This window comes from Porphyromonas sp. oral taxon 278 str. W7784 (genome assembly GCF_000467855.2).
In the GTDB taxonomy this organism is placed as follows: Bacteria; Bacteroidota; Bacteroidia; order Bacteroidales; family Porphyromonadaceae; genus Porphyromonas.
In genome coordinates, this window is record NZ_KI259227.1 from 11,671 (window position 1) to 32,896 (window position 21,226).

General features: G+C 57.1%; 22 protein-coding genes. 5 read left to right on the plus strand and 17 right to left on the minus strand.

Going from position 1 to position 21,226, the window contains the following annotated elements:
- Window positions 1-186: 186 nt before the first annotated feature.
- The 4 genes from HMPREF1556_RS02185 to cobC all read left to right on the plus strand — a co-directional run bounded on the left by HMPREF1556_RS02185 (window position 187) and on the right by cobC (window position 4,657).
- Window positions 187-918, plus strand: coding sequence for a nitroreductase family protein (locus HMPREF1556_RS02185; protein ID WP_021666571.1), 732 nt, complete (start codon window positions 187-189; stop codon window positions 916-918).
- Window positions 919-1,000: 82 nt separating this feature from the next.
- Entirely contained in the window at window positions 1,001-3,277 is a 2,277-nt protein-coding gene (locus HMPREF1556_RS02190; RefSeq protein ID WP_021666572.1) for a GH92 family glycosyl hydrolase, read from the plus strand.
- 4 nt (window positions 3,278-3,281) lie between these two features.
- A complete protein-coding gene (locus HMPREF1556_RS02195) occupies window positions 3,282-4,085 on the plus strand; it encodes an adenosylcobinamide-GDP ribazoletransferase (RefSeq protein WP_021666573.1) in 804 nt (267 codons plus the stop codon).
- Window positions 4,085-4,657, plus strand: coding sequence for an alpha-ribazole phosphatase family protein (gene cobC, locus HMPREF1556_RS02200; RefSeq protein ID WP_021666574.1), 573 nt, complete (start codon window positions 4,085-4,087; stop codon window positions 4,655-4,657). The genes HMPREF1556_RS02195 and cobC overlap by 1 nt, the downstream gene beginning before the upstream one ends.
- Window positions 4,658-4,670: 13 nt before the next feature.
- Here cobC and gmk read toward each other — a convergent pair whose 3' ends face one another.
- The 15 genes from gmk to rpmB form a co-directional block, all read right to left on the minus strand.
- Window positions 4,671-5,240 carry a guanylate kinase gene (gene gmk, locus HMPREF1556_RS02205; RefSeq protein WP_021666575.1) on the minus strand — a complete coding sequence of 190 codons (570 nt, stop codon included), beginning with the start codon at window positions 5,238-5,240 and terminating at the stop codon, window positions 4,671-4,673.
- Window positions 5,241-5,275: 35 nt separating this feature from the next.
- Window positions 5,276-6,337: a recombinase RecA gene (recA, locus tag HMPREF1556_RS02210; protein ID WP_232299028.1), complete on the minus strand. Its 1,062-nt coding sequence runs from the start codon at window positions 6,335-6,337 to the stop codon at window positions 5,276-5,278.
- A 95-nt stretch (window positions 6,338-6,432) separates the two neighbouring features.
- Window positions 6,433-6,891 carry a peroxiredoxin gene (locus tag HMPREF1556_RS02215; protein WP_021666577.1) on the minus strand — a complete coding sequence of 153 codons (459 nt, stop codon included), beginning with the start codon at window positions 6,889-6,891 and terminating at the stop codon, window positions 6,433-6,435.
- Between the two features lie 329 nt (window positions 6,892-7,220).
- Window positions 7,221-7,415, minus strand: a complete 195-nt coding sequence (gene rpsU / locus HMPREF1556_RS02220; protein WP_021666579.1) for a 30S ribosomal protein S21 — start codon at window positions 7,413-7,415, stop codon at window positions 7,221-7,223.
- A 467-nt stretch (window positions 7,416-7,882) separates the two neighbouring features.
- A complete protein-coding gene (locus HMPREF1556_RS02225) occupies window positions 7,883-9,187 on the minus strand; it encodes a replication-associated recombination protein A (protein ID WP_021666580.1) in 1,305 nt (434 codons plus the stop codon).
- Window positions 9,188-9,234: 47 nt separating this feature from the next.
- Window positions 9,235-10,275 carry a glycosyltransferase family 2 protein gene (locus HMPREF1556_RS02230; protein ID WP_021666581.1) on the minus strand — a complete coding sequence of 347 codons (1,041 nt, stop codon included), beginning with the start codon at window positions 10,273-10,275 and terminating at the stop codon, window positions 9,235-9,237.
- Between the two features lie 27 nt (window positions 10,276-10,302).
- A complete protein-coding gene (locus tag HMPREF1556_RS02235; RefSeq protein WP_021666582.1) occupies window positions 10,303-11,259 on the minus strand; it encodes a lysophospholipid acyltransferase family protein in 957 nt (318 codons plus the stop codon).
- Window positions 11,260-11,273: 14 nt separating this feature from the next.
- A complete protein-coding gene (gene mtaB, locus HMPREF1556_RS02240; protein WP_021666583.1) occupies window positions 11,274-12,581 on the minus strand; it encodes a tRNA (N(6)-L-threonylcarbamoyladenosine(37)-C(2))-methylthiotransferase MtaB in 1,308 nt (435 codons plus the stop codon).
- Window positions 12,578-12,985 carry a hypothetical protein gene (locus HMPREF1556_RS02245; protein WP_021666584.1) on the minus strand — a complete coding sequence of 136 codons (408 nt, stop codon included), beginning with the start codon at window positions 12,983-12,985 and terminating at the stop codon, window positions 12,578-12,580. The genes mtaB and HMPREF1556_RS02245 overlap by 4 nt, the downstream gene beginning before the upstream one ends.
- A 33-nt stretch (window positions 12,986-13,018) precedes the next feature.
- Window positions 13,019-13,387: a DUF3276 family protein gene (locus tag HMPREF1556_RS02250; RefSeq protein WP_232299027.1), complete on the minus strand. Its 369-nt coding sequence runs from the start codon at window positions 13,385-13,387 to the stop codon at window positions 13,019-13,021.
- Window positions 13,388-13,813: 426 nt separating this feature from the next.
- Window positions 13,814-14,947, minus strand: coding sequence for a metallophosphoesterase (locus tag HMPREF1556_RS02255; protein WP_021666587.1), 1,134 nt, complete (start codon window positions 14,945-14,947; stop codon window positions 13,814-13,816).
- Between the two features lie 85 nt (window positions 14,948-15,032).
- Window positions 15,033-16,427: an MATE family efflux transporter gene (locus HMPREF1556_RS02260; RefSeq protein ID WP_021666588.1), complete on the minus strand. Its 1,395-nt coding sequence runs from the start codon at window positions 16,425-16,427 to the stop codon at window positions 15,033-15,035.
- Between the two features lie 214 nt (window positions 16,428-16,641).
- Window positions 16,642-16,791 (minus strand): DUF4295 domain-containing protein, encoded by a 150-nt coding sequence (locus tag HMPREF1556_RS08595; protein ID WP_021666589.1) that lies wholly within the window; start codon window positions 16,789-16,791, stop codon window positions 16,642-16,644.
- A gap of 18 nt (window positions 16,792-16,809) precedes the next feature.
- Window positions 16,810-16,998, minus strand: coding sequence for a 50S ribosomal protein L33 (gene rpmG / locus HMPREF1556_RS02265; protein WP_021666590.1), 189 nt, complete (start codon window positions 16,996-16,998; stop codon window positions 16,810-16,812).
- Window positions 16,999-17,010: 12 nt separating this feature from the next.
- A complete protein-coding gene (gene rpmB / locus HMPREF1556_RS02270) occupies window positions 17,011-17,262 on the minus strand; it encodes a 50S ribosomal protein L28 (RefSeq protein ID WP_021666591.1) in 252 nt (83 codons plus the stop codon).
- 774 nt (window positions 17,263-18,036) lie between these two features.
- Here rpmB and HMPREF1556_RS02275 point away from each other — a divergent pair.
- The gene (locus HMPREF1556_RS02275) at window positions 18,037-18,408 is read left to right on the plus strand and encodes a hypothetical protein (protein ID WP_052332605.1); all 372 of its coding nucleotides are present in this window, start codon (window positions 18,037-18,039) and stop codon (window positions 18,406-18,408) included.
- Window positions 18,409-18,500: 92 nt separating this feature from the next.
- Here the strand turns inward: HMPREF1556_RS02275 and HMPREF1556_RS02280 are convergent, their stop codons facing one another.
- Window positions 18,501-19,028 (minus strand): hypothetical protein, encoded by a 528-nt coding sequence (locus HMPREF1556_RS02280; protein WP_021666594.1) that lies wholly within the window; start codon window positions 19,026-19,028, stop codon window positions 18,501-18,503.
- Between the two features lie 439 nt (window positions 19,029-19,467).
- Window positions 19,468-20,898 (minus strand): aspartate ammonia-lyase, encoded by a 1,431-nt coding sequence (locus HMPREF1556_RS02285; protein WP_021666596.1) that lies wholly within the window; start codon window positions 20,896-20,898, stop codon window positions 19,468-19,470.
- Window positions 20,899-21,226 lie beyond the last annotated feature (328 nt).

Consider the following 21,226-nt stretch of genomic DNA (forward strand, 5'->3'; position numbering starts at 1 on the left):
ACGACCTACCGTAGGTCGTTTTTTGACCCCTCCAGAAGCCTTTATTTATGCGCCTTTGGAGTGGGGGGCTGAGGGCTCGTCGAGACCGAGCTTTTTGATAGGTGCTCGTTCCTCCCCTTTCGGCGTAATTCCTTATTTTTGTAAAGGAGACTTCTCCACACAAAATACCTGCTTATTCGAACCAAAATGAACTTCGAGGAAATAGTAAAGCACCGCCGTGCTATCCGCTACTATGATCCCGAGAAGCCTCTAGATACTGCTCGTGTCGAGCACTGCCTTCGTCTAGCTTCTCTTGCCCCTACGAGCTCCAACCTTCAGCTCTGGGAGTGCTACCATATCACCGACCCCACTGTCATCGCTTCTCTTGCCCCCGCCTGCTTCTCGCAGACGGCGGTCACCACTGCCCAGCAGTTGGTGGTCTTCGTCACGAAGCCCCGTCTCTGGCGCCAGCGTACCCACGAGCTCATCGAGCTCTATCGAGCCGATACCCGCAAGCATCATCCCGAGGACAAGTGGGCGAAGTACGACAAGCTCCGTGCTGACTACCTGCTCAAGGTCATCCCCTTCACCTACAGCCGTGGCCTAGGCCTCTGGGGGCTGATCCGCAAGGGGCTCGTGCAGATCACAGGGCTCTTCCGCCCCGTGCCTCGACAGATGAGCGAAGGCGACCTCACCGCCGTCCAGCACAAGAGCTGTGCGCTGGTGGCGCAGACCTTCATGCTAGCCATGAGTGCAGAGGGCTACGATACGTGTCCGCTGGAGGGCATCGATACGCTACGGGTGCGTCGCCTGCTGGGTCTGCCCCGAGGGACTAAGATCAATATGATCGTCTCCTGCGGTATCCGTGATGATCATCGCCCCGTGGGGGATCGCATCCGTGTCCCCTTCGAGAGCCAGTATCACCGCATCGGGGAGTAGGGAGGCCTTCCCCTGAGAATTTCTCCGAGCGTACCGCCTCGGCTTATCCCACCACTATTATATTCCTAGCCTATTGTATCAGATGATCCGTAGATCTCTCTCCGTACTTACTGCTCTAGCGCTCCTCTTGGGAGGAAGCGCTTCCCTAAGTGCCCAGCGTACCGCACGTGTCGCTAAGAAGGGCCTCTCCTCCTGGGTCAATACCCTCATAGGTACCGACTGGGTGGGCAATGTCTACCCTGGGGCTAGCGCCCCCTTCGGCATGGTACAGCTCAGCCCTGACAATGGTCGTGCAGGCTGGGACTATATCGCCGGCTACTTCTATCCCGATAGCGTCATCGCTGGTTTCAGCCATACACACCTGAGCGGTACCGGCGCAGGAGACCTCTACGATATATCGTACATGCCCGTCACCCTCCCTGCACTCACCGAGGAGAGCCGTCCGCCTCTCTCCTTCGGGATGGAGGCTAAGGATCAGCGCCCGATAGGCATTCATGCTCGCTTCTCTCATGCGACGGAGACCGCTCAGGCAGGCTACTACGCCGTGACCCTCGAGCCCTATAAGATCCGGGTCGAACTCACCGCTACCGAGCGGGTGGGCATCCAGCGCTATACCTTCCTCGAGGACGCTGACTCCGCCTGCATCATCCTCAATCTAGACAAGGCGACGAACTGGGACCGCACCGTCAATAGCGACGCTCGATCCATCTCGCCCACACAGATCGTAGGCTTCCGCTACTCCGATGGCTGGGCTCGTGATCAGAAGGTGTATTTTACGACGACCCTCTCACGCCCCGCCCTTCGCATCGAGCGTACGGCTATCCCCTACACCAGCAAGGGTGAGGTCGGTAAGTCCGTAGGCTATGGCGTCATCCTCCGCCTCTACTATGGCAAGGTACGTGCGGGTCAGTCGATCACGCTATGCACCGCACTCTCGGGGGTAAGTGAACAGGGGGCTCAGAAGAATCTCAAGGCTGAAGCTCCGCACAGCGACTTCGATCGCTACCGTCAGGCTGCTACGCTCGCTTGGAATAAGCGCCTGGGGCAGGTGACCCTGGATGCTAAGGTGCCTGACAGCCTCCGCCGCGTGTTCTATACCGCCCTCTACCGCTCGCAGATCTGCCCGACTATCTATAGCGATGTCGACGGGCGCTACCTAGGGGCAGATCGTGCGGTTCACCAGGCGCAGCACAAGACCTACAGCACCTTCTCCCTCTGGGATACCTATCGTACGGCCCATCCCTTCTATGCCCTCCTTCGTCCGAGTGAGGCTCGTGATATGGTGGCTTCCCTCGTAGACTTCGGTGAGCAGAACTCAGGGCATCTCCCCGTGTGGAACATGTTCGCCTCGGAGACCGATATGATGATCGGCCACCATTCGATCCCCGTGATTGTTGAGGCGGTGCTCAAGGGGATCTATGTGCCCCGAGACAAGGCAAAGCTCCTGAGTCTCCTGCGCTCTACCGCTGAACGCAAGGGCTACAGAGGTCTCGACAGCTACCAGCGTCTTGGCTACATTCCCGCAGATGAAGAGGAGGAGAGTGTATCGAAGACCCTGGAGTATGCCTACGATGACGCCTCTATCGCCCGCTATGCTCGATGGATGGGCGATGATAGCGTAGCTCGTCGCTACGAAGAGCGCTCAGGTGCTTGGCGCAACCTCTGGTCCGACCAGCTTGGCTTCTTCGCTCCTCGTAGTGAGCAGGCAGGCTTCCTCCCGGATTTTGACCCCTTTGCCTATTCGAAGGCCTTCACCGAGAGTAATGCCTATCAGTACCTATTCAGCGTCCAGCACGATATAGCAGGTCTCGACCGAATCATGGGTGGACAGCTGGGGAAGCGCCTCGACGAATTCTTCGGCGCTACTACACCGAAGCACATCGAGCTACCTATCTTCTCCACAGGGATGATCGGGCAGTACGCCCATGGCAACGAGCCTGGTCATCATGTGATCTTCCTCTACAATCACGCCCGTCAGCCTTGGCGCACAGCCGAACTGACGCACCAAGTCCTTCGCCAGCTCTATACCGAGCGTCCCGACGGGATCTGTGGGAACGAAGACTGCGGACAGATGTCTGCCTGGTATGTCATGGCCGCCCTAGGCCTCTACCCTGTAGACCCGCTGGACGGGAAGTATGAGCTTGTGGCTCCGCTCTTCGAAAGTGCCTGTATTGCCCTCCCCGGTGGTAAGCACCTTACGATCCGTGCGCCCCGTAGGAATGAGGCCGAGCAGTACACGGCTTCTGTCTCCTTCAATGGGAAGCCCCTTCGCCGATCCTACCTTACCTATGAAGAGCTTCGTGAGGGAGGGACGATCGACTTCACCCTAACCTCTGAGCGAGGGAAGATCTGGTACTAAGCTTATGGAAGGACAACGCTCACATCTCGGAGCTCTCCTAGCAGCGGGGAGCCTTTTCACCCGTCTTCCCTTCTGGCGACTTAGGGAGCTCCGACAGGAGGACTACGAAGATGCCCTGAGCTGGTGGCCCGTGGTCGGTCTCATCACAGGAGGGGTGCTTGCAGGGAGTTTCTACCTATACAGTCAGATCTTCCCCACGGAGGTCGCCTTAGTTCTGGCACTAGCATCCCGGCTCTTCCTCACGGGGGCTTTCCATGAAGATGGACTAGGGGATTTCTTCGATGGCTTCGGTGGTGGACGAACGAAGGAGCAGATCCTCGCCATCATGAAAGACAGCCATGTCGGCTCCTACGCTGTGCTGGCTTTCGTCCTCTACTACCTTATCTATTGGAGTAGCGCTGTCTCTATCCCTGGGGATATCCTGCCCTTCGTCCTCCTCTCCTGCGACGTAGCGGGCAAGTGCTGCTCCTACATGCAGGTGCAGCATCTTCCCTATGCCCGTCGGACGGAGGAGTGCAAGGTGGGGGTAGTGTATCGTAGGGCAGGACTCCTCCCGATGTCCCTAGCAGTACTGGTCCTCATCGCTACACAAGCCGTCGCCTACTTCCCATTGTCTCTCTTCGTGGAGCAAGGCTATGTATGGCTGTCCTTCGCCCTTCCGCTGGTGACTTCCCTTGGTCTGATTAGCTATATCCGTCGGCGCATCGGAGGCTATACCGGCGATACTTGTGGGGCGATCTGTCTGCTGTCAGAGCTGGCGATGCTCCTAGGGTATACGATCTATGCCCAGATGAACTCCCTGTACTGATGCGCCTTCATCTCATCCGGCATACTACGCCCGATGTCCCCGCGGGTGTATGCTACGGGCAGTCGGACGTCCCCCTAGCTTCCTCTTTCGCTACTGAGGCTCAGGAGGTAAGGAAACGGCTGTGTACGCTCCTCGAGGGGGATGTACCCAGCCGTGTCTATTCCAGCCCACTCTCCCGCTGTCTCCTACTAGCCGAAGCCTGTGGCTACCCTGATGCCCTGCGGGATGATCGACTCATGGAGCTCAACTTCGGAGCATGGGAGCTCCAGCGGTTTGATACCATTGCGGATCCTCAGCTGGAGCGGTGGTATGCTGACTATCTCTACGAAGCTCCTACAGGGGGAGAGAGCTTCCATTCCCAAGTCATCCGAGTATCCTCTTTCCTCGATGACCTCCGTGCAGAAGTCCAGAAAGTAAGCGTAGAAAACGAAGACTCCCCCATGGGCGAAGTCCTTGTCTTCACCCATGGGGGAGTCTTGCTGGGAGCAGGTATCTGGGCGGGGCTTTTCTCTATGGAAGAAGCCTTCGACCACCGAGCACCTTACGGCGGAATACTTACTCTAGAGATCTAATACCTGAGGCTGTCTAAGCCGAGAGGAAGCTACGTATCGTCTCGTAGAACTCCTGGTAGCAACGCTCCAGATCATCATTGACGAGCACCCGATCGAAGCGCTGGGCATAGCTCAGCTCTAGCTCTGCTTTGGCTAGACGCTCTTCGATGACCTCCGCACTATCGGTCTGACGACCGACAAGGCGACGGCGTAGCTCTTCGAGGGAGGGAGGCTGGATGAAGAGGCTCAGCGCCTCAGCGCCGTAAGCCTCCTTGATGTTCACTCCTCCGACGCAGTCTACATCGAAGATCACCCGATCCCCTTCAGCGATGCGTCGATCGACTTCGGAGCGTAGGGTACCGTAGTAGCGCCCTGGGTAGACCTCTTCGTACTCCAGGAAGTCTCCTCGCTCGATCCCCGCACGGAACTCCTCGGGTGAGAAGAAGTAATACTCCACACCGTGCTGTTCCTGCCCTCGGGGAGCTCGGCTGGTAGCCGAGACGGAGAAGCGCAGTCGGAGCTCGGGATGCTCGGAGAGTAGGCGGGAGATGAGGGTGCTCTTCCCTGTGCCTGAGGGTGCTGAGATGATGATAAGCTTGCCCATAGATCTACGATTAGCGGTACAGCGAAGCGAGGGGATTAATCCTCGTCTTCGTCCTCGTCCTTAGTTGACTTCTTCTTACGCTTATCCTTGGCAGAAGACGCATTCTTCAGACGCTCGGTGATCTTCTGAGTCAGCTCTTCGAGGAGCTCGGGATTATCGGCAAGCGTCTCCTTAGCCTTCTCCTTACCCTGACCGAGCTTCGTAGCTCCGTAGCTGTACCAAGAGCCACTCTTCTTGATGAGATCTTCTGATTCTCCGAGGTCGATGATCTCGCCGAGACGGGAGATACCCTGCCCGTAGAGGATCTCGAAGAGAGCGACACGGAAGGGGGGAGCGACCTTGTTCTTGACGACCTTGACACGGGTTAGGTTACCATAGACTTCATCCCCATCCTTGAGCTGGCCAGCACGGCGGATATCCAGACGTACCGAGGCGTAGAACTTCAGGGCGTTACCCCCAGTCGTCGTCTCCGATGGGCCGTACATATTGCCTCCGATCTTCTCACGGAGCTGGTTGATGAAGATACAGGCGGTATTGGACTTACTGATGGCACCGGTGATCTTGCGAAGTGCTTGAGACATCAGGCGAGCCTGCAGACCTACCTTAGCCTCACCCATATCCCCTTCGATCTCCTGCTTAGGTACAAGGGCTGCGACTGAGTCGATGATCACGAGGTCGACGGCACCTGAGCGGATGACCTGCTCGGCGATGTCAAGGGCCTGCTCCCCATTGTCGGGCTGGGAGATATAGAGGTTGTCCATGTCGACGCCGAGTGCCTCAGCGTAGGTGGGGTCGAAGGCGTGCTCGGCATCGATGATGATCGCCTTACCGCCGAGCTTCTGTGCCTCAGCGATAGCATGGATGGCAAGGGTGGTCTTACCCGAAGACTCAGGACCATAGATCTCGATGATACGGCCACGAGGGTAACCTCCGACCCCGAGGGCGTTGTCTAGAGTGATGGATCCCGAGGGGATGACACTTACGTCGGTGACAGGGCGAGCGCCCATGTTCATCACGGCACCTTTGCCGTAGGTCTTCTCGATCTTCGCTAGTGCGGTCTCGAGGGTCTTTAGTTTAGCTGCTTCTTCGGCGGACATATCTTTTGCGCTCTTAGTGAGCTTATCTTTAGTTACTTCACTCATGGTGATTGGGATAGCTTGATGTGCTGGGGAAGGGGAGTAGGGCTCAGGGACTAAGCGCCGAGGATCTGGGCGGCGTGGTCCTTGGTGCTCACCTCCTTACCCCGGATGATGCGCTCTACTTCATGCTGGGCATTGATGACGAAGGTCGTGCGCTCGGTACCCATGTACTTGCGTCCGTACATGCTCTTCTCGATCCAGGTACCGAAGAGTTCGTTGAGCTGGACGTCGGTGTCGGCGATGAGACGGAAGGGCAGATCATACTTGGTGCGGAAGTTCACATGGCTCTTCGCTGAGTCACGGCTGACCCCGATGATCTCGTAGCCAGCAGCCCGGAGCTCGCTGTAGCCGTCACGCAGACTGCAGGCCTGTGCGGTACAGCCCGAAGTATTGTCCTTGGGGTAGAAGTAGAGTACGATCTTCTTGCCGGGGTAGTCCGAGAGGCGTACTTCCTTACCCTCCTCATCAAGGCCTAGGAGGTCGGGGACCTGATCCCCTATTTTGAATGCCATAGATTACGTATGTATTGGGGTGATGAAGGGGACAAATCCCCTTAGATAAAGTCTATAATACAAAAATACACAAATACCCCGAACCGCCCCGTGCTCCTCCAAGAAGCTCCCCTAGAGGATAAGAAGAGACACCGCTCGCAGGCCATCTCGGATGACCTACGAGCGGTGTCTTATAGCTTGGTTGATCCTCGGCTGACGACCTCACGTCCTCGGGGGAGGGAGGTGGCGCTTCGGGTAGCCTCGTAATCGAGGGGGCTTATCGACTTCACCCTAGGGGCGAGCCCACGGGGTGAGGAGAAGCAAGGGGGCACGGAGCCCGAAGTCCTCTACTACTGCTCTTCTGCCTGCTGGAGCTGCTTGACGTAGACGGCCTTCTCCATCTTCTTGCGTCGAGCTACAGAGGGCTTGATGAACGCCTGGCGTGCACGAAGCGCACGTACAGCACCGGTCTTCTCAAACTTTCTCTTGAATCTTCTCAGAGCCTTTTCGATGTTTTCGCCCTCTTTTACTGGAACTACGATCATAATGTCTTACTTATCTTGTTTTATTGTTATAGTTTCGCTTACCGCAGAGAGTGGGGTACACTCTAATGAGTGAGCAAAATTACTAATACTTTGGCGAATACGCAAACCAGCAGAGCACATACCCGCTCATGAGAGGGGCGGAGATCGACCCTAATTTGGGGTGGAGTGAAGCGGGGAAGTTTGGGAGCAAATTAGCCCGTCTTCCCAAGGTGTCTCTTTACGCTCTACTTCCCGCTCCCCAAGCGACTTTCCAGCCTGTCGAAGACCCCCCTTCACAAAGGTCGAAAAAGGACCCTACGGTAGGTCGTCGAAAAAACCTACTGTAGGTCGCCTGACGATCTACCGTGGGTCGCAAGTGCGACCTACCGTAGATCCCTTTTGGGGGGTATAGAATAGAGAAGGCGAGCCCCGGGGGACTCGCCTTCATTTTGTGGCTAGACGAACCAGCGGATGTGCTTGGTCTATGGTTATTCTTTCTCCTCGGGATCGAGGCGCCTTCCCCAGCGGTGGCGCTGACGCTCCATCATCTTGGCTTCGGAGGCGTTGGCCTCGTCGGAGAGCCAGAAGCGCTGCGAGCGAAGGGAGGAGGGAAGGTACTCCTGCTCGACGAAGTGTCCGGGGTAGTCATGGGCGTAGCGGTAGCCCTCTCCGTAGCCGAGGTCGCTCATCAGTTCGGTTGGCGCATTACGCAGGTGAAGGGGTACGGGGAGGTTGCCTGTTTGCTTGACTAGAGCGAGGGCTTTGTTGATGGCCATATAGGCCGAATTGCTCTTCTCCGAGGTAGCTAGGTAGATGACCGTCTCGGCCAGTGGGATGCGCCCCTCAGGCCAACCGATACGCTCCAGTGTCTCGGCGCAGGCCGTAGCCAGTAGGAGGGCATTGGGGTTAGCTAGCCCAATATCTTCGGCCGCCGATATCATCAGTCGCCGAGCGATGAAGGCTGGGTCTTCGCCCCCTTCGATGAGGCGAGCCAGCCAATAGATCGCTGCATCGGGATCACTCCCACGGATGCTCTTGATCAGCGCCGAGGCGATGTCGTAGTGGAGCTCACCGCCCTTGTCGAAGGCGATGGGATTAGTCTGCACGCGATCACTCACCAGAGCGTCGGTCAGGTGAAGAGGGTCGTCGATGGTCGAGAGGACTACGAGCTCCAGGATGTTGAGCGCCCGACGAGCATCGCCCCCTGCATAGCGGAGGAGCATCTCCGTCTCGGTGAGCTCGACATGCCGATGTGAGAGGAGTTCGTCCGTCTCGAGAGCGTGCCTCAGCAGGGAGAGGAGCTCGTCTCTGCTGAGGGGCTTGAGCGTGTAGACCTGACAGCGAGAGAGGAGCGGACGGATGACTTCGAAGCTGGGATTCTCCGTCGTCGCTCCGATGAGGGTGACTAGCCCCTGCTCTACAGCTGCTAGGAGCGAATCCTGCTGGCTCTTGCTGAAGCGATGGATCTCATCGATGAAGAGGATCGGGCGAACGGAGGAGCCGAATATGCCCCTTTGCTCGCTCTGGATACGCTCCAGCACTTCACGTACATCCTTCACACCCGAGTGCACGGCACTGAGCGAATGGAAGGAAGTCTCTAGACTGTGGGCGATGATCTCCGCCAGCGTAGTCTTCCCAACTCCTGGGGGGCCCCAGAAAATCATCGAGGGCAGGCGCCCCTGCTCGATCATCGGACGCAGGATGCCCTGCGGACCGACCAGATGGGACTGACCGTAGTAGTGCTCGAGGCTCGTCGGGCGCATACGTTCGGCAAGGGGCTTATGCGAAGTCATGGGGAGGACGATGGGAGTGATTGGCGAAGGCCTGAGGGGAGAGTTCCCTAGCGAGGGAGCTGACTGTAGCGCTTGCGCCCTCGTAGGTAGTACTGGACGATGATGCTGTAGGGCTTCATCAGATCGGGGGAGATCTGGGCGGTGGTCTTCGCTAGGTTGTCCCCACGGACACGCTCGTAGCGGAGGCGCTTGATCAGGAAGCAACGCCAGGCTTCCAGCACAGCGAAGCAATGGCGAGGCTGGAGCTTCACCAGATAGACCAGTGCTGCTAGGAAGTCCAAGAAGACCCTGAGAAGGAGTACCGTATACAGGCGGGGAGCGGGGAGATTTTTGTAGATCATCAAGAGGTTGTTACGGAAGTTCAGGAAGACCTTCCGTGGGCTCTCGGCCGAGAGACTTGCCCCACCTACGTGGTAGACTGTAGAGCTCGGAGCGTAGACGATGCGCCCTCCACGAGCCAGGAGACGCCAGCAGAGGTCGATCTCCTCTTGATGGGCGAAGAAGACGGGATCGAGCCCTCCTGCCTCGAGGTAAGCTGCCCGGCGGATGATCAGGCAGGCCCCCGAGGCCCAGAAGAGATCTACGGGTGTGGAGTATTGGCCTTGATCCTGCTCTACGACCGAGAGGATACGTCCCCGACAGAAGGGATAGCCTAGGGAGTCGATGTAGCCACCAGCAGCACCTGCGTACTCGAAGTCCTGTGGGGAGCGCTGGGCACGTATCGTAGGCTGTACGGCGGTGATCGATGGGTCGGACGAGAGGAGCTCCAGAGGCTCACGAAGCCACCCATCGCTGAGCTCGACGTCACTGTTCAGTAGGACGACGGTCTTGTAGTCCAGTTCGGCGATGGCTTTGTTATAGCCAGCAGCGAAGCCGTAGTTCTCAGTGAATGCGACCAGCTTCACCTCTGGGTAATGCTCCTGCACAAAGGCGACGGAGCCGTCGGTAGAGCCGTTGTCGATGATGATGAGGTCTGCTTCCTCGGGGGTGAACTTGACCCAGGAGGGGAGGAAGGAGCGAAGAAGCTCCAGACCATTCCAGTTTAGGACGAGCACAGCCACGTCCTTGGGGCATGTAGGGGAGGGCATAGCGTAGTAAGTAGTAGTGTGTGTAGTCTAAGTGTGTTCCTCTTGGAGTAAGGCCTCCAGTCGAGGACTACGGGTGGCCTTGGGATAGTTAGATAGTGGGCGCTTCCATCGCTTATGGGACCAGAGCCATGGAGCAGGATCCCGCTGTATGTTGGCCTCCAGCAGTCGAGCGTACCGCTCTGTCACAGTGAAGGGCGGTAGATCCCCTTCCTCGGGATCATAGAAGGGGATATAGCGTGCGACGAACTGAGTAGGGCTCTTTCGCTCGATGTCGAGATAGAAGACGGGGAGGCGATATCTCGTGGCTAAGCGCTCGATCCCATCGAGGATCGCCGTCGGCTGGTGGAGGAAGTCGGTGAAGTAGTTAGCGTGTCCGATCCCTGGGGCTTGGTCGGAGATCATGGCGATGAGCCCATGTCGCTCGTCGGGGGTGTCTAGGTAAGTCCTCAGGTGACGTATTATCTTGTCCTTCTCGATGATCTCCGCTCCGAAGCGCTGGCGTTGCTCGGCGAAGAGCCGGTCGACGGCTTGATTCTTCTGCTTGCGATAGACCTGTCCGAGGCGGTAGCCGATCCTAGAGAGTTGCGTCTGTCCGGAACTGAAGAGTTCCCAGTTACCATAGTGTCCCAGAGCCACGAGCACACAGCGGTAGCGCTTCGCAGCCTCCTCTAGAGGGGAGAGGTCTGGGAAGATGAGGTACTCTGACGCAATACGGTCGGGACGCTGATGAAGGAGCTTAGGTGTGGAGAGGAAGTTGTAGGCGAACTGCCTGTAGAAGTCCCGCTCGATCTGGCGGAGCTCCTCTGTGCTCTTCTCGGGGAAGCTACGCTGGAGATTGGAGCGAACCACTCCTCGTCGGTAGCCGATCCCTTGGTCTAGGAGGAAGGCCACAGTACGGCACAGCCCGTGGAGAAGCCACCAGGGAAGCCGAGCCAGCGTAGCGAAGGCGAACTTGAGGAGGTAGTAGCCGATGCGGTCCATCATCTTCTGTGGGGAGCTTAGAGGACAAACGTGCCTGAGGCGTCGAGATGCTGGGGGGTGAGGTGGGTCGTCGTGCCGATAGCCTCCTCGTCGTAGGGCTGTGCGACACGGATGTAATTCTCGCTATGTCCCATCATGAGCCCATTGTAGTTGCCATGCTCCCAGATCACGGTGAGTTCTCTGCCGAGATTGGAGCGGTAGAAGGCTTTCAGACGCTCCTCCGAGAGCTGCATGAGCCGTTGGCTTCGGCGGTGCTTATCCTGAGGGGAGACGACATGGTCTATAGTGAGGGCAGCTGTACCCTCCCGCTCGGAATAGCTGAAGACATGGAGCTGGGAGAAGGGGATGCTCTCTAGGAAGCGGTAGCAATCCTCGAAGTATCCGGCCTCCTCCCCACGTGTGCCGACGATGACATCTATACCGATGAAGGCCTGGGGCAAGAGCTCCTGGATGAGCGAGACTCTGGAGCGGAAGAGCTCCGTGTCATAGCGTCGCTTCATCAGGCGGAGCACTTCGTCGCTCCCGCTCTGTAGGGGTATGTGGAAGTGGGGAGCTATGCGCCGAGAGCGGGCGCAGTACTCGATGATCTTTTCGCTGAGCAGGTTAGGTTCGATCGATCCGATACGGAAGCGCTCGATCCCCTCCACTTGGTCGAGGGCTCGGATGAGGTCGAAGAAGTCCTCGCCCCGTCCCCGTCCGAAGTCCCCGATATTCACGCCGGTGAGCACGATCTCACGACCGCCCACCGAGGCGATACGCTCTGCTTCGGCGACGATCTCACTGACGGAGCCACTACGGCTACGTCCACGGGCCTTAGGGATGGTGCAGTAGGTACAGTGGTAGTCACAGCCGTCCTGTACCTTGAGGAAGTGACGAGTGCGCTCGTCGGAGGAAGAGCTGAGTCGGAAGGAGCGAATCTCCTTCGTTCGGCTGTGGATGATGCTGGCGGAGGAAGGCTTGGAGCTGGAGAGGTCCAGGTACTCGGCTAGATCCAGCTTCTTCTCTGCTCCTATGACGAGGTCTACCCCCTCGATGTCCGCTACTTCCTCGGGACTTAGCTGGGCATAGCACCCTGTGACGATCACGAAGGCTCCGGGGTGCTCCCGTGCTGCCTTGCGGATCATCGTACGGCACTTCTTGTCCGCCAGCTCTGTGACGGAGCAGGTATTGATGACGCAGATGTCGGCCTCCTCCTGAGGGCGCACACTTCGGATACCCTGCGCTAGGAGGGCTCTTCCGATCGTGGAGGTCTCAGCGAAGTTCAGCTTGCAGCCTAGGGTGTAATAGGCTGCTTTCTTGTCTTCGAATACGGAGGTGTCGGTCATCGTCTCAGCAGGATGATCTCTCGGAGGTATGGGTAGATGGAGAGGATGAGGGAGAGCCCAAGACCCGTGTAGAAGCCTGTGATGAACGTGGGGGGAGCAAGCTCTAGCATACGGATCGTCACCCCTAGGGTGATCATCACGCACATGATGATCCAGGACGAGGGTGTGAAGCAGTGATACCAGCGGAGAGCTACCTCGGAGCGCTGGGTGAGGCTCGTGAGGTTGCGACGCACGACACGGGGGAAGATGAAGCCTGCGAAGAAGAGCAGACTCCCTACAGCCCAGAGCGAACTCCCGAGGAGATGCTCCTCAGTAGGCCAGCCAAGGAGACCGATGCGTAGGACATTGACCCCTGCGACGAACCACAGGAGAGCGGCTAGGGCATATAGCTTCTCTCTACTCATAGTCGTGGACTCGGGCTTGGGGTGAAGGGGAGGCTAAGCTTCATCGGTCCAATCTAGATCGATAGACTGAAGCTGGAGATCTTCGTCCGAGAGGGACTCGGTGCTTAGTTCGTCGGTACTGGAGGCTTCTCCCTTGGGGTAGTTGGGCAGATCCAGTAGAGCTCCTTCGGAGACCTGCAGGATCGTCTCCAGCAGGGCCTCCGATACCTTGGCGAAGTCTTCCTCGTAGATGAAGATACGGTGACGCTCGAGCTTGCCTTCACCCTCCTTGAGCTTGGTCTCGGAGAGGACGATGTACTTATTGCCCTTGCTGTCGAGCTTGGCATCGATGTAGTAGTATCGGGTGCCTGCCTTGATCTTGCGGGAAGCTAGGAGGGTCGATCCCCCCCAGTCTTTATCCATATGCATCATATGTGATCGTTCGTCATAGATTGTGTACTACGAAGGTACGCAAATACCTTAGTATTTTCTGTATGCTGTAGGCTTGTGGGAAGAGAGGTCGATCAGCCCTGAGCTAAGGTCTCGGATCAACTGCCTCTTTCTGCAAGCTTGGAGCGGGGAGGAGAAGGCGGGGCAAAGGTATCCCTACCAATCGCCCGTCTTCATGGGAAAGATCCCTAGTTCGGAGTCCTCTATCTCGAGGACTTTTAGCGTCCTCTCATGTGAGACCAAAATAAAACCTACTGTGGGTCGCATGTGCGACCTACCGTAGGTCGTCATCACGACCTACGGTAGGTTTTTTTGACGACCTACGGTAGGTCGTTTTTTCGCCCCTTGAAGCCCGCTTATTTACTGGGCTTGTGGTGGGGGCTTGAGACCGCCTCTACTTTACCAATAGAGATCATAGACACGGATCTCGCTCCGAGTACCTATGCGGTAGGTGGCTCCTGCCGAACCGATCCCTGAGGAGACGCAGATCTCCTTGTCGCCGACACGGCGTGTCCCCGAGGACATCCCATAGCGCCACCAGGTGAGCACTTGCCCTGGCCAGATCTGCCCGCCGTGGGTGTGTCCGCACAGCATGAGATCGATGGGGCTCTCCCCGATGCTATCGAGCGAACCGGGGGTATGCTCCATGAGAAGGACGGGGCGGGATGAAGGGTTGACCCGCTGAGTGATCTGGGCGAAGGGCGCACGATCGCCCTGCACGGCGTCGTCTCGCCCGATGAGTGCCAGGAGGCTGTCAGCGGGGTAAGCGACGCTATCCCTCAGTAGGGTAGCACCGATCTCCGAGACGAAGCGGATGTTCTCGTCCAGGTGGTCACGATACTCGTGGTTCCCGAGGACGAAGTAGACACCTAGGGGAGCACGGAGTCGGTGCATGGAGCTGAGAACTCTCGGATCATAGGCGTAGACCTCTCGGTGATCGATGTAGTCGCCCCCGCAGAGGATCAGGTCGGGCTTCTGCTGGAGGATGAGGTCGACGGAGCGGGAGATGTAGTCGGGCGTCATCGCTTCGCCTATGTGGAGGTCCGAGAAGAAGACCAGACGAAGGCGCTTCTCCGCCTTAGCCCCCTGAGGCGTGAGGCGTGAGATATAGAGGTCGTGGTGCACGACTCTGGGGTAGCGGACATTCTGGTGCCCGACGACCATGGTCCCAAAGAAGACTACGAGCGAGAGAGCGAAGACTCCGGCCTGTAGCCACCGCTTCGTCCGATCCTTTGCCCCCGCATAGAGGCTGAGGGTACGACGGTCGACGAACTTGAGTATATCGAAGGTGAAGACCACCCCCGCGGCGTACATCGTGGAGAAGAAGATATAGATGCTCCCGTTCATCACATCGCTCATCCAGTCGGCTTGGATATGCCGATGCACCAGGAGCGCTACGACGAAGAGGAGGAAGATCCCCCCGAGGAGCCCCCAGAAGAAGCGCCGTGCCCTTTGCCCAAGGACACTGCCCCCTCGCCACCCGAGATAAGGGAAGAGGAAGAGACAGCAGAGTACCGAATATAAATAGACCATAATCAAGTAGGCAGACCTCGAGGCCCGCTGGTGATGCTAAGCGTGAAAGGGAAGGTGTTGGTAGAGATACAGCGTTCAGCCTCGACTAAAGCCCCTCTTGAGAGAACTGCCGATCGAAGAGCTTGAACTGATAGTACAGCAGGCTCATCCCCAGCACCCCCGAGGCAATGTCGGAGAAGGGAAGTGCTATCCATACCCCCGTAGAGCCCCAGAGGAGCGGGAAGAGGAAGAGTGCGGGGAGCAGGAAGAGCGTCTGGCGTGAGAGACTCAGTAGAAGCGCCTTGCCTCCGAAGCCGATGCTCTGGAAGAACTGCGTCGCCGTCACCTGGAAGCCCACGAAGGCAAACCCGTAGAGACAGAGGCGTAGGGCATGTACCGAAGCTTCGATCATCTCAGGCGAACTGGTGAAGAGCGACGCTATCAAGCCGGGGGCGACCACCGCTACGACGGTCACGAAGGCACCGATGCCGAAGTTCGTCCACGAGCAGATCTTGAAGGCCTGACGTACACGTCCGATGGCCCGTGCTCCATAGTTGTACCCGACGATGGGCTGCATGCCCTGAGCGATACCCAGCATGAGCATGAAGCCCACCAGAGCAGCGCTGTTGATGATCCCGTAGGCCCCGATAGCTCGGTCGGCCATCAGGGAGTTCTCCGCATAGCGGGCTAGGGTGTCGTTGATGAGGAAGGTGATACCACTGCTCAGGAGCTGTAGGAAGAAGGGCGACATCCCGATCGAGAGGATCGCCAGGATCTGCTCCGAGGAGAGGCGCATATTGCGACGGCGGAATTGCACCTCGCTCTTGCTGTCGAGGAAGTGCTGCATCACGAAGGCAGACGATACCGCCATAGCGATGACCGTAGCCCAAGCTGCCCCTTCGATCCCCCAGCCGAAGCCGTAGATGAAGAGGGCGTCGAGCAGGGTATTGAGTCCCGCACCTATGAGCATCGTGATCATCGCCTTGTAGGGATAGCCTGAAGCACGCATGATCGCATTGAAGCTGAAGCACAGTGTCGAGAAGATATTCCCCGGGATCATGATCTTCAGATAGTCATAGGCGAAGGGGAGCGTACGATCGTTAGCTCCGAGGGCTCTGAGTATGTCGTCGAGCCAGATCATCACCGGTGTCAGAGTGAGCACCTGTGTGACTAGTGTCAGCAGGAGTGCATTGCTGAGGATGCGTTCGGCTTGGTCATGCTTGTCTTCGCCCAGCAGGATGGAGACACGTGCCGATGCTCCTACTCCGATGAGCATACCGAAGGCTTGGATGAAGATGAGGATAGGGAAGGTCAGCGCTAGACCTGTGATAGCAAATTCGCTGACGCCCTGGCCGATGAAGATGCGGTCTACTACGCTGTATAGAGCGTTGACCATCGTGCCGACGACGGCGGGTACACCGTAGTGCCAGAGGAGCTTGGGTATACGCTCGTGGGCCAGACGATCGGTGCGCTCTGTATACTTGGTGGGGGAGGACTCCATAGGAGAGAGGGGTTTGTCGGTATTATGGGTGGACCACCTTCGACTCCCGGTGGCATGGGGGGTAACGATCTTGCTACGGAGAAGAGGCTGCCCGCACTCATCGGGTGAGTGGGCAGCCTCTTCATTAGGGGCGTCTATGAGCTAGACGTGATGGAGAGATACCGAGATGCTCAGAGGAGAGCGGGAGGTATCTACTGTGGGGTCGGGACTCTCCTTAGGAGAAGAATTCCTTGACGGCTTCGTTAGGGACCATCTCCTCCTGGAAGGTGTAAGCGCCCGTCTTAGGGGACTTGACCATCTTGATGACCTTGGAGTAGGTGCGACCGTCTGCCTTCTTGAATGATGCGACTGCTTTCTTTGCCATTGTCTTGTCTCCTCGTGATTACTTGATTTCCTTATGGATCGTCATACGCTTGAGGATAGGGTTGTACTTCCTGAGCTCAAGACGTTCGGTCGTATTCTTTCTATTCTTGGTCGTGATATAGCGAGAGGTGCCTGGCATACCACTATCCTTATGCTCGGTGCATTCGAGGATGACCTGTACTCTGTTTCCTTTAGCTTTCTTTGCCATGATCTTTCCCTACTACTTTACTTTGATTTCACTTAGATAGCCCTTCTCAGCGGCCTGGCGCACAGCGGCGTCGAGACCGATCTTGTTGATGAGGCGAAGGCCCGCTGCGGATACCTTGAGGACGATCCAGCATCCTTCTTCTGGCCAGAAGAACTTCTTGGTAAACAGGTTCACATCGAAGCGGCGCTTTGTCTTGCGGTTAGAGTGCGAGACATTGTTGCCGACCATGGCTTTCTTACCTGTAATCTGACAAATCTTTGACATTACTCTTATATTTTAGTTTGTTATTTCTAACGGGATCAGCGACTTGTGTCAATCTCCTCCTAAGCAGAGGACTCTACAATCGGTCTGCAAAGTAAGTAAAAAATATGGATATAGGCAACCACCGCCCCGACTTCTTCGCTCTCATCGGTCGGCTGGGATCGGTGAATGAGGGGGAAGAGCCCGGAGGAGACGGGCGTGGAGGTTTCGTTGGTGAGAAGGTCCCCCTTTCGATGGGGTCGGGGAGCTCGCTCCCAAGGGGTGAAAAAACGATCCACGGTAGGTCGTCTTTGCGACCTACCGTGGGTCGGTGAGACGACCTACAGTAGGTTTTTTCGACGACCACCGTAGGTTGTTTTTTGACCCCTTCAGAAGTCTCTTGCCAGGCGGGCTGGAGAGGGACTCTTTTGAGCGACGAGGACGAAGGGCTCAGGAGAATGAGGGCGATCGCTCCAGACCCTTGGGGTGTCCCTAATGGAGATTTTCCTAACTTTGCCCCGTCATCTCAGAGGGGCGCAAGCGGCAAACCTTAGGATGACCTACAGACCCGAAAGCCGGGAACCTATGCCGGCCCAATCCTGATCTAGAGCGACTTCTGGCGATGGAGACGGACGACGTAGGTATGTTGGATTTAAACCAAAATTTATGACGTTGAAAGGAATTCTTTTCGGCGCATTGGCCTTCGCTGTGCTCCTCGGAGCGACGTCAGCGAGCCTACCTCATCAGCCTTCTTCTGAGGGCCTTCTGGTGGGGGACGTGCTCCCGAAAATGAAGTCTATGGACGTAGGAGGTCGTGAAGCCGACTCCGCAGAGACTAGCCCCCGCTATCGCCTCATTCACTTCTGGGCAGCCTATGATGCTACCAGCCGTGCAGCGAATGCGATGTGGGATCACTTCTTCGCAGAGCAAGCTCCACAGTCCATCTGTTTCCAAGCTATCTCACTGGATCCAGATGAAGCTGTTTGGTCACGCACGATCGCCTTAGACCAAGTGGATCAAGAGTCGCAGCGCCGTGTCGCTCCCGAGGAGCGCCGCCAGTATATGACGCATGCAGGACTCACAGGCTCACTACACACGTACCTAGTGGATGATCGGGGTGTCGTAGTAGCCGTAGATCCGACGCCAAAGGATTTAGCAAACTATCTTTAACCCACGTTTATGTGCAAGAGCCACAGCTGAGGATGACCTCGGCTGTGGCTCTTGCCTTTTCTCTCCCTACCTATTATATAAGGTAGAGCGAACTACTGGATGGTGTCGCTCGGAGCGATGTCGATGTTCCGACAGCCTTCGAAGAGAAAGCGCTTCTGGTTGGGGTGGAACTTCGGGTAACTCCTCGTGGGCTCGATTCGATTGTCCCGCCACAGGATGCCGTCGGTACTGATGGCGTGCAGGAGGGGCGTGTCGAAGGTGCGGAAGGTATTCTCTAGGATGCGGATACTCCCCGCTCCCTGCCCGTAGAAGGGCTGGCGCTGTGCCCCGAGGTCGGGGATGATGGGGTGAATGCTGATCACGGCGCTGGTGAACTGGTAGAGGCTCGTCAGTACGTCCTCGAAGAGATTGCGCCTGATCGTGACCTCTCGGGTCTGTCCCGACTCGTACCACATATTATTGTCTGTGCTGAAGAGGATCGCTGAGCCACTGACATGGTCGAAGGTATTCTCCTCGATGAGGACAGGGCGGGGTGTGTTGATGAGGATACCTCGGGCACGGTTGTTACGCACGAGGTTGCGAGCGAAAAGGACTCGGGGCGTACGGGTAAGGTTCTCCATGCTGATCCCTCGCTCGCTAGGTGGTAGCGCCCCGAGGGGAATAGGAGTTCTAAGGTGTCGGTACCCTGCTCTAGCTCGCTCTGTAGCCCTTCGAGGATCTTGCGAAGAAGGGGTGTGCTATTCTCCTTTGTGCCTGCCCGAAGTCCTAGGGAGGATAGGTGGATGGTACGGCGGGTAGCCCCGAGAGGTAGGGCAAGACTCAGGAGGAGAAGTAGGGCAAGGAGCCTAGGTCGGGCGAAGGAATGCAGGGGCATGGATCTCTATGATGCTGTGGGCGGAATGGGGAGGAGGGACGAATGAAACTCCTAGTGAAGGACGACGGATGCTTTGGGACAAGAGCAAATGAAGTAGCCCCAACTCCTTACTCTTGTAGGGTAAGAGAGTTGGGGCTACTGCTTAGGTCTCTGAGGGTGTCAGAGGGCGGGGTGTGGCGCGAGGCTTATTTCTTTGCCTTGATGCCGAGGCGTACAGGCTTGATCATGTTTTCGGGGGCAAGCACCGTGTCGAGGTCTTCCTTCGATAGGATGCCGTGCTCGATGATCAGGTCATAGACGCCACGCCCTGTCTCGAGGGCTTCCTTAGCGATCTTCGTAGAATTCTTGTAGCCGATGATGGGGTTGAGGGCTGTGACGATACCGATGCTATTGCGGACATTGTCACGGCACTTGTCTTCGTTAGCCGTGATGCCATCGATGCAGAGGGTGCGGAGGGTGTCGAAGCCATTGATCAGTAGGTCGATGGATTCGAAGCAGCACTGCGCCATGACGGGCTCCATAGCGTTGAGCTCCATCTGTGAAGCATCGCCAGCCATGGTGACACAGAGGTCGTTCCCCATGACCTTGTAGCAGACCTGACTCATGACTTCGGGGATGACGGGGTTCACCTTACCAGGCATGATCGAGGATCCGGGCTGCATAGCGGGGAGGTTGATTTCCCCGAGACCACAGCGTGGACCACTGGAGAGCAGACGCAGGTCGTTACAGATCTTATTGACCTTGATAGCGATGCGGCGCAGGGCAGAGCTATAGCCGACCATCTCGCTGGTGTCGCTGGTAGCGCCGACGAAGTCTTCGGTGCGTGTGATGTCCCAGCCGGTGATCTTCGCCATCGCTTCAGTGCAGTAGTCTGCATATTCGGGCTCTGAGGAGATCCCCGTACCTATGGCGGTAGCGCCCATGTTGATCGCGAGGAATTGGTGAGCGGCGTAGTCGAGGTTGGCGATCTCGTGGCGTAGGATTGAAGCAAAGCCACCGAAGGTCTGCCCCAGAGTCATAGGTACAGCGTCCTGGAGCTGTGTACGACCCATCTTGACGACGTGGGCAAACTCCTTAGACTTCTTCTCCAGAGCTTCGATGAGCTGGATGAAGTGGGGGCGGAGCTTGAGGTGTGAAGCATAGAGGCCGAGGTGGATAGCCGTTGGGTAGGCATCGTTGGTGGACTGGGAGCCGTTGACGTGGTCGTTAGGAGAGAGGTACTTGAATTCGCCCTTTTCGTGACCCATGATCTCCAGAGCACGGTTGCAGATGACCTCGTTAGCGTTCATGTTGGTGGTCGTCCCTGCACCGCCCTGGATCATATCTACGGGGAAGTGCTGGTGGTGCTTGCCTTCGAGGAGCTCGTGGCAGGCTTGGACAATGGCGTCCTTCTGCTGATCGGTGAGCAGGCCTAGGCGATGGTTAGCTATCGCAGCAGCTTCCTTGGTCCATGCTAGACCGTGGATGAAGAGGGGGTAGTCAGCGAGATGGAAGACGCTGATCTGGAAGTTCTCCATCCCACGGAGGGTCTGTACTCCATAGAGATGCTCGTTGCTGATCTGGCGTTCGCCGATCAGGTCGCTTTCGAGGCGAAAGTCTTTGCCTGAAGTTGCCATAGTGATGTTTTGCTAATAATGAAGTATTAAACTTTACGTGCAAAGGTACAGATTTTTCCGTCTCTTGGCGCTGGGAAGATCGGGGCTGTGAGTCGGGCTAAAATCGTGGTTCTGATGGCTTTGTCGAAGCGAGTGAATATGTCGGGACGAATGCTCCTCTACGGATGGAATATTTGTGATCTTGCTTCCCTTTCGGAGAAAAGCGATGCAAATTGTTTATTCGTCTAAGGCGAGAATCCCCGCTTGCAGAGAGGCTTTTTGGAGCCTCTTCTGGAAGGGGGCAAAAACGACCTACCGTAGGTCGTCGATGCGACCCACGGTAGGTCGG

Excerpts from the sequence above, each read along its gene's own strand:
- HMPREF1556_RS02185 (WP_021666571.1), top strand. The coding sequence starts at position 187 with ATGAACTTCGAGGAAATAGTAAAGCACCGCCGTGCTATCCGCTACTAT.
- HMPREF1556_RS02190 (WP_021666572.1), top strand. The coding sequence starts at position 1,001 with ATGATCCGTAGATCTCTCTCCGTACTTACTGCTCTAGCGCTCCTCTTG.
- HMPREF1556_RS02195 (WP_021666573.1), top strand. The coding sequence starts at position 3,282 with ATGGAAGGACAACGCTCACATCTCGGAGCTCTCCTAGCAGCGGGGAGC.
- cobC (WP_021666574.1), top strand. The coding sequence starts at position 4,085 with ATGCGCCTTCATCTCATCCGGCATACTACGCCCGATGTCCCCGCGGGT.
- gmk (WP_021666575.1), bottom strand. The coding sequence starts at position 5,240 with ATGGGCAAGCTTATCATCATCTCAGCACCCTCAGGCACAGGGAAGAGC.
- recA (WP_232299028.1), bottom strand. The coding sequence starts at position 6,337 with ATGTCCGCCGAAGAAGCAGCTAAACTAAAGACCCTCGAGACCGCACTA.
- HMPREF1556_RS02215 (WP_021666577.1), bottom strand. The coding sequence starts at position 6,891 with ATGGCATTCAAAATAGGGGATCAGGTCCCCGACCTCCTAGGCCTTGAT.
- rpsU (WP_021666579.1), bottom strand. The coding sequence starts at position 7,415 with ATGATCGTAGTTCCAGTAAAAGAGGGCGAAAACATCGAAAAGGCTCTG.
- HMPREF1556_RS02225 (WP_021666580.1), bottom strand. The coding sequence starts at position 9,187 with ATGACTTCGCATAAGCCCCTTGCCGAACGTATGCGCCCGACGAGCCTC.
- HMPREF1556_RS02230 (WP_021666581.1), bottom strand. The coding sequence starts at position 10,275 with ATGCCCTCCCCTACATGCCCCAAGGACGTGGCTGTGCTCGTCCTAAAC.
- HMPREF1556_RS02235 (WP_021666582.1), bottom strand. The coding sequence starts at position 11,259 with ATGATGGACCGCATCGGCTACTACCTCCTCAAGTTCGCCTTCGCTACG.
- mtaB (WP_021666583.1), bottom strand. The coding sequence starts at position 12,581 with ATGACCGACACCTCCGTATTCGAAGACAAGAAAGCAGCCTATTACACC.
- HMPREF1556_RS02245 (WP_021666584.1), bottom strand. The coding sequence starts at position 12,985 with ATGAGTAGAGAGAAGCTATATGCCCTAGCCGCTCTCCTGTGGTTCGTC.
- HMPREF1556_RS02250 (WP_232299027.1), bottom strand. The coding sequence starts at position 13,387 with ATGGATAAAGACTGGGGGGGATCGACCCTCCTAGCTTCCCGCAAGATC.
- HMPREF1556_RS02255 (WP_021666587.1), bottom strand. The coding sequence starts at position 14,947 with ATGGTCTATTTATATTCGGTACTCTGCTGTCTCTTCCTCTTCCCTTAT.
- HMPREF1556_RS02260 (WP_021666588.1), bottom strand. The coding sequence starts at position 16,427 with ATGGAGTCCTCCCCCACCAAGTATACAGAGCGCACCGATCGTCTGGCC.
- HMPREF1556_RS08595 (WP_021666589.1), bottom strand. The coding sequence starts at position 16,791 with ATGGCAAAGAAAGCAGTCGCATCATTCAAGAAGGCAGACGGTCGCACC.
- rpmG (WP_021666590.1), bottom strand. The coding sequence starts at position 16,998 with ATGGCAAAGAAAGCTAAAGGAAACAGAGTACAGGTCATCCTCGAATGC.
- rpmB (WP_021666591.1), bottom strand. The coding sequence starts at position 17,262 with ATGTCAAAGATTTGTCAGATTACAGGTAAGAAAGCCATGGTCGGCAAC.
- HMPREF1556_RS02275 (WP_052332605.1), top strand. The coding sequence starts at position 18,037 with ATGGACGTAGGAGGTCGTGAAGCCGACTCCGCAGAGACTAGCCCCCGC.
- HMPREF1556_RS02280 (WP_021666594.1), bottom strand. The coding sequence starts at position 19,028 with ATGGAGAACCTTACCCGTACGCCCCGAGTCCTTTTCGCTCGCAACCTC.
- HMPREF1556_RS02285 (WP_021666596.1), bottom strand. The coding sequence starts at position 20,898 with ATGGCAACTTCAGGCAAAGACTTTCGCCTCGAAAGCGACCTGATCGGC.